General features: G+C 67.9%; 7 protein-coding genes. 3 read left to right on the top strand and 4 right to left on the bottom strand.

Features of this window, described 5'->3' with window-relative positions; translation table 11 throughout:
- Both ctaF and ctaC read right to left on the bottom strand, forming a co-directional pair.
- The coding region (gene ctaF / locus V7E05_RS06180) for an aa3-type cytochrome oxidase subunit IV (RefSeq protein ID WP_333618800.1) at window positions 1–294 on the bottom strand (294 nt) is incomplete at its 3' end.
- Between the two features lie 28 nt (window positions 295–322).
- Window positions 323–1,411 (bottom strand): aa3-type cytochrome oxidase subunit II, encoded by a 1,089-nt coding sequence (gene ctaC / locus V7E05_RS06175; RefSeq protein WP_333618802.1) that lies wholly within the window; start codon window positions 1,409–1,411, stop codon window positions 323–325.
- Between the two features lie 350 nt (window positions 1,412–1,761).
- Between ctaC and asnB the strand changes: the two genes are divergently transcribed.
- Window positions 1,762–3,690 carry an asparagine synthase (glutamine-hydrolyzing) gene (asnB, locus tag V7E05_RS06170; RefSeq protein ID WP_333618799.1) on the top strand — a complete coding sequence of 643 codons (1,929 nt, stop codon included), beginning with the start codon at window positions 1,762–1,764 and terminating at the stop codon, window positions 3,688–3,690.
- Between the two features lie 128 nt (window positions 3,691–3,818).
- Here asnB and V7E05_RS06165 read toward each other — a convergent pair whose 3' ends face one another.
- Together V7E05_RS06165 and V7E05_RS06160 are read right to left on the bottom strand one after the other, a co-directional pair.
- Window positions 3,819–4,793 carry a carbohydrate kinase family protein gene (locus tag V7E05_RS06165; RefSeq protein WP_333618798.1) on the bottom strand — a complete coding sequence of 325 codons (975 nt, stop codon included), beginning with the start codon at window positions 4,791–4,793 and terminating at the stop codon, window positions 3,819–3,821.
- A 73-nt stretch (window positions 4,794–4,866) separates the two neighbouring features.
- On the bottom strand, window positions 4,867–5,214 hold the full coding sequence (locus V7E05_RS06160) for a HesB/IscA family protein (RefSeq protein ID WP_333618797.1): 348 nt from the start codon (window positions 5,212–5,214) through the stop codon (window positions 4,867–4,869).
- A 262-nt stretch (window positions 5,215–5,476) separates the two neighbouring features.
- Between V7E05_RS06160 and V7E05_RS06155 the strand changes: the two genes are divergently transcribed.
- Together V7E05_RS06155 and V7E05_RS06150 are read left to right on the top strand one after the other, a co-directional pair.
- Entirely contained in the window at window positions 5,477–6,208 is a 732-nt protein-coding gene (locus V7E05_RS06155; protein ID WP_333618796.1) for a DUF3043 domain-containing protein, read from the top strand.
- 172 nt (window positions 6,209–6,380) lie between these two features.
- Window positions 6,381–8,082: bifunctional adenosylcobinamide kinase/adenosylcobinamide-phosphate guanylyltransferase (locus tag V7E05_RS06150; protein WP_333618795.1), on the top strand; the 1,702-nt coding region annotated here is incomplete at its 3' end.

The raw sequence follows: 8,082 nt of genomic DNA, 5'->3' as shown, positions 1-8,082 counted from the left end.
AATCACGGCCGCCATGAGGAACGGCCAGATCGACCCCGGCGAGAAGAAGCCGAGCTCGCCGGCGCCGTCGGAGACCTCCGCGGTCTCGACGTCCTCGGGCAGCGTGTTGACGCGGGCATTGACGAAGTGCAGATAGCCGGCGACGAACACGAGCATGAGCGTCGACAGGACGAGAGCCGTGCCGCCGGCCCAGTCGATGCCGGTGCGCGAATCGTGGGTCAGCCAGATGTACGCGACCGAAATGAAGCCGACGAAGATGGCTAGGCCGTCGAAGATGCGCATTGCGTTGTGCATGTCGAATCCTTATCTGTGCGAGCCGCTGCTAGTTCGACGCGTTGTTCGAAATGGTGTTGTTTCCGTCGGCGCGCGTGTCGGCGCGGCCGGTCTTGAACGGCTCGGTCGACGTGGCGTACGGAGCCTCGTCCACAGCTGAGAGCGCCTCCGCATTGGTGGCCTCGGGGTTGGCCTGGCGGAACTCGATGTACTTGGCGAATGTCTCGGGGCTCACGGAGCGGAGCTCGAAGTTCATCATCGCGTGGTACGTGCCGCACATCTCGGCACAGCGGCCGACGAACGCGCCCTCACGATCGATCGAGGCGACCTGGAAGACGTTCTGCTGCTGGTTGTGGCCCGGGGCCGGCATCGCATCGAGCTTGAAGACGAACTCCGGGACCCAGAACGAGTGGATCACGTCGGCGGAGTTGAGGCGGAACTCGACACGGGTGTCGGTCGGGAGGACCAGCACCGGAACCTCCTCGGAAGTACCGACGGTCTCCATGTTGTTGTACTCGAGGTACGACTTGTCGCTCGGGAGGCGGCCGTGGATCGGGCCGGGGGCGGCAGGGCCCTCCAGGCCCTCGGCCTCCTGCTCCTCCTTGGAGCGCGTGCCGGCCTTCTCCGCCTCGTCCTTGGCGGCCTGGTCCGTACCGTCGGCGATTTCGGCGCCGGCCACATCGACCTTGTTGTAGCCGAACTTCCAGTTCCACTGGTAGGCGGTGACATCGACGCGCACGCCGACCTCGTCCTCGGGGCGGATCTCGTGGACCTTGTTGAGAGTCACGACCGTTCCGTAGAACAGCACCGAGATGATCACGAACGGGAGGATCGTGTAGATCAACTCCAGCGGAACGTTGTACTGCGTCTGCCGCGGGAACTCGGTATCGGTCGCCTTCTTGCGGTTGAAGATCATCGGGTAGAACATCAGCGCCCACACGATGACGCCGATGATCAGCGAAGCGATGACGGTGAGAGTCCAGAACTCCCGCATCGCGGTCGCCTCGGGCGTGATGCCCGTGGGGAACCCGAAGTTGATGGTCTGATTCCACCACTTGTTGTCGGTATGCAAGCTGCAGCCGGACAACACGAGACCGAGGATGCCGAGCACACCTGCAAGAGCACCCTGTCGCGCCATCCGGCGCTTGCCACGCTGATCCACTATCTAGCCTTCCTCGTCAACGGCTCCGCTAGTGATGCGACCGCCTTTCGCGCGCCGAAGCACGCACGGTCGCCACACTTAAGAAGACTATCGGAACCCTCTTAGTTTCCACGCGTTGGGGGTGCGATTCCCGAGAATCTCCCCCTCACCTTCCGTCTCGTCCTGGGACGAACCGGAAGCGCGCCGGGGGCTACCCCGGAAAAGGGTCGGGGGCGACCCGCCATAGCGGCCTACCGCCTCCATGAGATGTCGGCGGAACTACGTAGGATACCGGGGTAAAGAGCGGACTAGCCGCATCGCCTACCCCGCAAGGATTGCAGTATCATATGTGTGGATTGATCGGACTACTCAGCCATACCGGCAACGCCGCCGCACACAGCGGCGAGGTGCTGGAGGCCATGAAGTGCATGCACCACCGCGGTCCGGACGAGGTCGGCACCTACGACACCGAGGACCTCGTCTTCGGCTTCAATCGCCTGGCGATCATCGACATCAGCCATTCGCACCAGCCCCTCCACTGGGGGCCGGCCGATGAGCCCGACCGCTACACGCTCGTGTTCAACGGCGAGATCTACAACTACATCGAACTCCGCGAGCAGCTCATCGCCGAGTTCGGCGCCGAGTTCGCCACGGAGGGCGACGGCGAGCCGATCGTCGTCGGCTACCACCACTGGGGCCCCGAGGTCCTCAACCACCTGCGCGGCATGTTCGGCATCGCGATCTGGGATTCGGTCGAGCGCACCATGTTCGTCGCCCGCGACTTCTTCGGCATCAAGCCGATGTACGTCGCCGAGGGCCCCGACGCCACCATCGTCGGCTCGGAGAAGAAGTCGGTGGCCGAGCTCGCCGGAATCGCCGGGGTCGATACCTCGATCGACACGCGCGCACTCCAGCACTACGTGACCCTCCAGTACGTCCCCGAGCCCGAGACGCTCAACAAGGGCATCCGCCGCATCGAGTCCGGCACCTACGCGCTGTTCTCCCCCAGCGGCGAGGCGAAGTACGTCCGGTATTTCACGCCCACGATCGGCGCGCCGTCGACCTACGTCAACAACACCGGCGAGGCCGCGTACCGGCGCATCAAGGAGGCGCTCGAGGATTCGGTCGCCAAGCACATGCGGGCAGATGTCACGGTCGGCTCGTTCCTCTCCGGCGGCATCGATTCCACCGCCATCGCCGCGCTCGCGCGACGGCACAACAACAAGCTCAAGACCTTCACCACCGGCTTCGAGCGCGAGGGCTACTCGGAGATCGACGTCGCCGCGGAGTCCGCCGCCGCCATCGGGGTCGAGCACATCGTCAAGGTCGTCTCCCCGGAGGAGTTCGCCGCCGCGATCCCCGAGATCATCTGGTACCTCGACGAGCCCGTCGCGGACCCGGCGCTCGTCCCGCTCTATTTCGTCGCCAAGGAAGCGCGCAAGCACGTCAAGGTCGTGCTCTCGGGCGAGGGCGCGGACGAGTTCTTTGGCGGCTACACCATCTACAAGGAGCCGCTCTCGCTCGCGCCGTTCGAAAAGGTGCCAGGCGCGCTGCGTCCGTACCTCGGCCGCATCTCGGACAAGCTGCCCGAGGGCGTGCGCGGAAAATCGCTCCTCCACCGCGGCTCGAAGCGCCTCGAGGACCGCTACTACGGCAATGCCCGTTCCTTCAGCGAGGCGCAGGTCGAGTCCGTGCTGCGCGACTACCACCGCGATTGGGGCCACCAGGACGTCACCGCCCCGATCTACCGTCTCTCCGAAGGCTGGGATCCGGTCGCGCGAATGCAGCACGTCGACCTGTTCACGTGGCTTCGCGGGGACATCCTGGTCAAGGCCGACAAGATCACCATGGCCAACTCCCTCGAGCTCCGCGTCCCGTTCCTCGACAAGGAGGTCTTCGAGGTCGCGCGGACGCTGCCCACGAGCGAGAAGATCTCCCACGGCACCACGAAGTACGCGCTGCGCCGCGCAATCGACGAGATCACCCCCCAACACGTCATCAACCGGCGCAAGCTCGGCTTCCCCGTCCCCACGCGCCACTGGCTCGCCGGCCCCGAGCTCCACGACTGGGCGCGTGGGATCGTCGCGGACTCCGAGACCGACCACCTCGTCGACAAAGCCGCGGTGCTCCGCATGCTCGACGAGCACCGCAAGGGCGTCAGCGATCACAGCCGCCGCATCTGGACGCTCCTCTGCTTCATGATCTGGCACGGGATCTTCGTCGAGAAGCGCATTGTCCCGAACATCGAGCGCCGCGACTACCCCGTCAAGCTCTAGGGGCGGTCGGCTCCGGATCCGCTAAAAGGGGCCCTCGCCACCGGAATTCTCCGGTGGCGAGGGCCCCTTTGTGGTTACCGATCACTCCGGGAACGTCCTCGCGCCCATGACGGCGGAGGTCCGTTCCGCTAGCGGGGCAGCAGCTCCCCGAGATCGGCGGCTGCCTCGGCGTCGTACGCCTCCTCGAGGCGGGCCAGGGCGTCGGCACGGTCGATGCTCCACTCCTGCGGACCCGTCGTCTCGATCACGTACGTCGCGATGAGGGAGCCGAGCTGCGCGGCGCGCTCGAAGGTCTTCCCGGCGCGGACCGCGGTGAGGAAGCCGGCGCGGAAGGCATCACCGACGCCGGTGGGATCGGCGATCTCGCGAGCGGGAACGACGCCTACGTTGGTCTCGCCCGCGTCCGACAGGATGCTCACGCCATCCGCGCCCTTCGTCGTCACCCGGATCTCGACCCGGGAGTCGAGCTCCTCGAGCGTCCAGCCGGTGCGGTGGAGGATGAGCTCGAGCTCGTAGTGATTGGAGAAGAGGTACGCGGCACCGTCGACGAGCTCGAGGACCTGCTTCGCATCAAGCGAGGCGAGCTGCTGCGAGGGGTCGGCGGCGAAGGGGACGCCCGCCTCGCGGCACTGGCGGGTGAGCTCCACCATCGCGCCGGGCTCGTTGGCGCCGATGAGAACCAGGTCGGGCATGCCGATCGAGTCGATGACGAAGCTCAGGTCCGCGCTCGAGGCCTTGGACATCGCGCCCGGGTAGAACGAGGCGATCTGCGCCTGCTCCGAATCGGTGGTGCAGACGAAGCGGGCGGTGTGGAGGGTGTCGAAGATGCGCACGAGCGAGGTGTCGACACCGTGGCGGCGCAGCCACTGGTCGTACTCGTCGAAGTCCGCGCCCGCCGCGCCGAGGAGATACGGGTTCTGGTCGAGCACGCCCATGGCGTAGGCGATATTCGCCCCGACGCCGCCGCGGCGCACATCGAGATCCTCGACGAGGAAGCTCACGGAGATCTTCGCGAGCTGGTCCGGGAGCAGCGTCTCGGAAAAGCGACCCGGATAGGACATGAGATGGTCGGTGGCAACAGACCCCGAAATGACGACAGACATGTCCTAGAGGTTAGGACATGTCCGTGCGCACGCGTCTCCCCGACCCGGCGGGGCCGGGTCGGGGATCAGCGGATCAGTTGAAAGAGTCGCCGCAGGCGCAGGAGCCGGTGGCGTTCGGATTGTCGATCGTGAAGCCCTGCTTCTCGATGGTGTCGACGAAGTCGATCGAGGCGCCCGAGAGGTACGGGACCGACTTGCGATCGACAGCGAGCTTGACGCCGCTGAAGTCGCCGATCACGTCGCCGTCGAGCTGACGGTCGTCGAAGAACAGCTGATAGCGGAGGCCGGCGCAGCCGCCGGGCTGGACGGCGATGCGCAGCGACAGGTCCTCGCGGCCTTCCTGGTCCAGCAGAGCCTTCGCTTTGGCCGCGGCCGCGTCGGTGAGGATGACTCCGGTCGAGACTTCGTTTGTAGTAGTCATAGTGACTTCCGGCTCCTTTTCATAAGCAGAGATCTCTTCCCCAGATGCAACCCGGCGCGGGGCGAGCGTATTCCCGACCCTGTGCCGGCGCCGCCGGACGGGGGCCGTCGGCTGGGGCGCCTTGTTCCGTATCGATTGCGATCGACATGGAACTTTCGGATCCTCCGCGCCCCGAGCGTTCGGATGTGTCCAGCGTAGGACTGCGAAGCACTCCCCGCCAGTCGGTCGGGCCCCACTTTGCGCCATCACCTAATCTATAGGGGTGAAATTCGGTTTTGGGTCGAAGACGTCGGGTTCCGATCGAGACGAGGACGGCGAGGTCGCCGCGGGCGCGTCGAGCACCGCGGATTCCGTCGGCGCGGACGCCGCGGACGAACAAGCCGCCCCGGCTCGCGGCTCGGCGGTGACTCCGAAGAAGGGCCGCCCCACCCCGAGCCGCCGCGAGGCGGAGCGCGCCCGTGGGCAGCGATCCGGGCCTGTGTCCGCTCCGGTGAGCCGCAAGGAGGCCCGCGAGAAGCGCAAGGCCGAGAAGCAGAGCATGACCAAGGAGGAGCGCAAGGCCGCGCGCTCGAAGATGAACTCCGAGCGCGAGACCCGCCGCCAGGCGATGCTCAACGGCGACGACCGCTACGTGCTCGAGCGCGACCGTGGCCCGGTCCGCCGCTACGCCCGCGACTGGGTCGACACGCACCGGCGCCCCGCCAACTACTTCATGCCCGTTGCGCTCGTCGTGATCATCTTCCAGTTCTTCCCGGTCGCCGCGACGATGGTCGCCTTCTTCCAGTCGGCGTTCCTCGCGGTGATCCTCTTCGTGGTGGTCGACTGCATCTTCATCGGCCGCACGGTCAACAAAGAGTGCGCCGCGCGCTACGGAGACGAGGCGAACACCGGTTTCGGCCTGGGCTTCTACGCCGCCATGCGGGCGATGCAGCCGAAGATGCTGCGCACCCCGCGGCCGCGCGTCTCCCCCGGCGACGAAATCCCGGGAGACTGATCCGGCCGTCGGATCGGCACTCGCGGCGACCTCGGCCATCGCCGCACCGGCCCCGGGGTGGCGAGCCCCGCGCGCCCGGTTCGCCGCCCGTTCTAGGCTTGTGTCTCTAGGCTTGTGACGACGCGGGTCCGCCCGCAGGACGGTCCCGTCCGCCATCTTCAGGAGGTCTTCGTTGCGCTCGCTCATCATCGGTGGCAACCGCTCAGGGAAGTCCGCGCGCGCCGAGGCGCTCGCCGCGGCGAGCGGAGCGAACGAGGTCCTGTACGTCGCGCCGGGGCACGCTTCCCCGGGCGACGCCGAGTTCGCCGAGCGCATCACCGAGCACCGTTCCCGTCGGCCGGAGGGCTGGCGGACCATCGAGTCCCGCGATATCGACACCGTTCTCCTCGAGAACCCCGGCGCCACGGTCGTGGTCGACGACGTGTCCACGTGGCTCTCCGCGACTCTCGATGTCTCCCTGGGCTGGACCGGCGACCGCCACGTGATCGACCCCGAGATCGACGAAATCGTCTCCGCCATCGAGCGATTCACCGGCACGCTCGTGCTCGTCTCTGCGGAGGTCGGCCTCGGCGTGATCCCCTCGACCGCCTCCGGCCGCCAGTTCGCCGACATGCTCGGCGCGCTCAACACCCGCCTCGCCGATGCCTGCGACCACGCCGAATTCGTGATCGCCGGGCGATCGATCCCGCTGGGCGACGCTGCCTCGCCCCTCGCCGCGGCGGGCACGACCACGGCGCCCGCCGCACGCCACGAGATCGGCGCGGACCGGCGGCCGCCTCGGCCCAACGTCGGCTCGGCAGCAGGTTCGGCCGCTGCCGCAGGGGATGCTGGGGCGGGCGTCGCGCTCGGTTCCGCCGGAACCGCGGCGGCTGGAGACGATGGGACGTCCGCCGTCATGGGCGATGGCCCGAGCAGGGACGAACCCACCGCAACCGCCTCTGCAGCCTCCGCCGCCTCTGCAGATGACGAGCAGGACTTCCCCGGCCTCGCGGCCGCCCGCGGATACGAGGCCCCTGCGACGTTCGGGCGCGTGGGCCACCCCGAGCGCGAGGTCTTCAACGCCGCGGTCGACTATGAGGCGACGCTCACCAAGCCCGCGGGCTCGCTCGGCCGGCTCGAGGAGCTCGCCGAGTGGTACGCCTCATGCCGCGGCGAGGTACCCCCCGCGCCGCTGGACACGGTGGACGTCGTCGTCTTCGCCGGCGATCACGGCATCGCGGAGCACGGAGTCTCCGCATACCCGCAGAGCGTCACCACTCAGATGGTCGAGAACATCGTCGACGGCGGCGCGGCGGTGTCCGTACTCGCCCGGCAGTTCGGCGCGGAGGTGCAGGTCGCCGACCTCGCGTGCGGCGGGGACACGCCCGAGGCCACGCGCCGCCACAAGATCTGTCGCTCGAGCGGGCGCCTCGACCGCGAAGACGCGCTCACCGAGAAGCAGGCGCTCGCCGCGATCGCCGTGGGCAGGCAGATCGCCGACGAGCGCATCGATTCGGGGGCCGACCTACTCATCGCCGGTGACCTCGGCATCGGCAACACCACGCCGGCCGCCGCCATCATCGGTGCGATCACGGGCACCGAGCCCGTGGTCATCGTGGGTCGCGGCACGGGGATCGACGACAACGCGTGGATGCGCAAGGCCGCAGCAGTCCGCGACGGCATGTTCCGCGCCAGGAACTTCACCCGCCGGCCCGCCGAGCTCGTCCGCGCCATCGGCGGGGCGGACATCGCGGCGACGGCGGGGTTCCTCGCCCAGGCCGCGACGCGCAGGACCCCGGTACTCCTCGACGGCGTCGTCGTCTCGGCCGCGGCGATGGTCGCCGACCTCCTCGCCCCGGGCTCCCGCGCGTGGTGGCAGGCAGGGCATCTCTCCG

This window comes from Dietzia sp., assembly GCF_036741115.1.
Classification (GTDB): Bacteria; Actinomycetota; Actinomycetes; order Mycobacteriales; family Mycobacteriaceae; genus Dietzia.
Note: the sequence above shows the minus strand (reverse complement) of the source record. Positions and strands in the feature narration are given on the sequence as shown.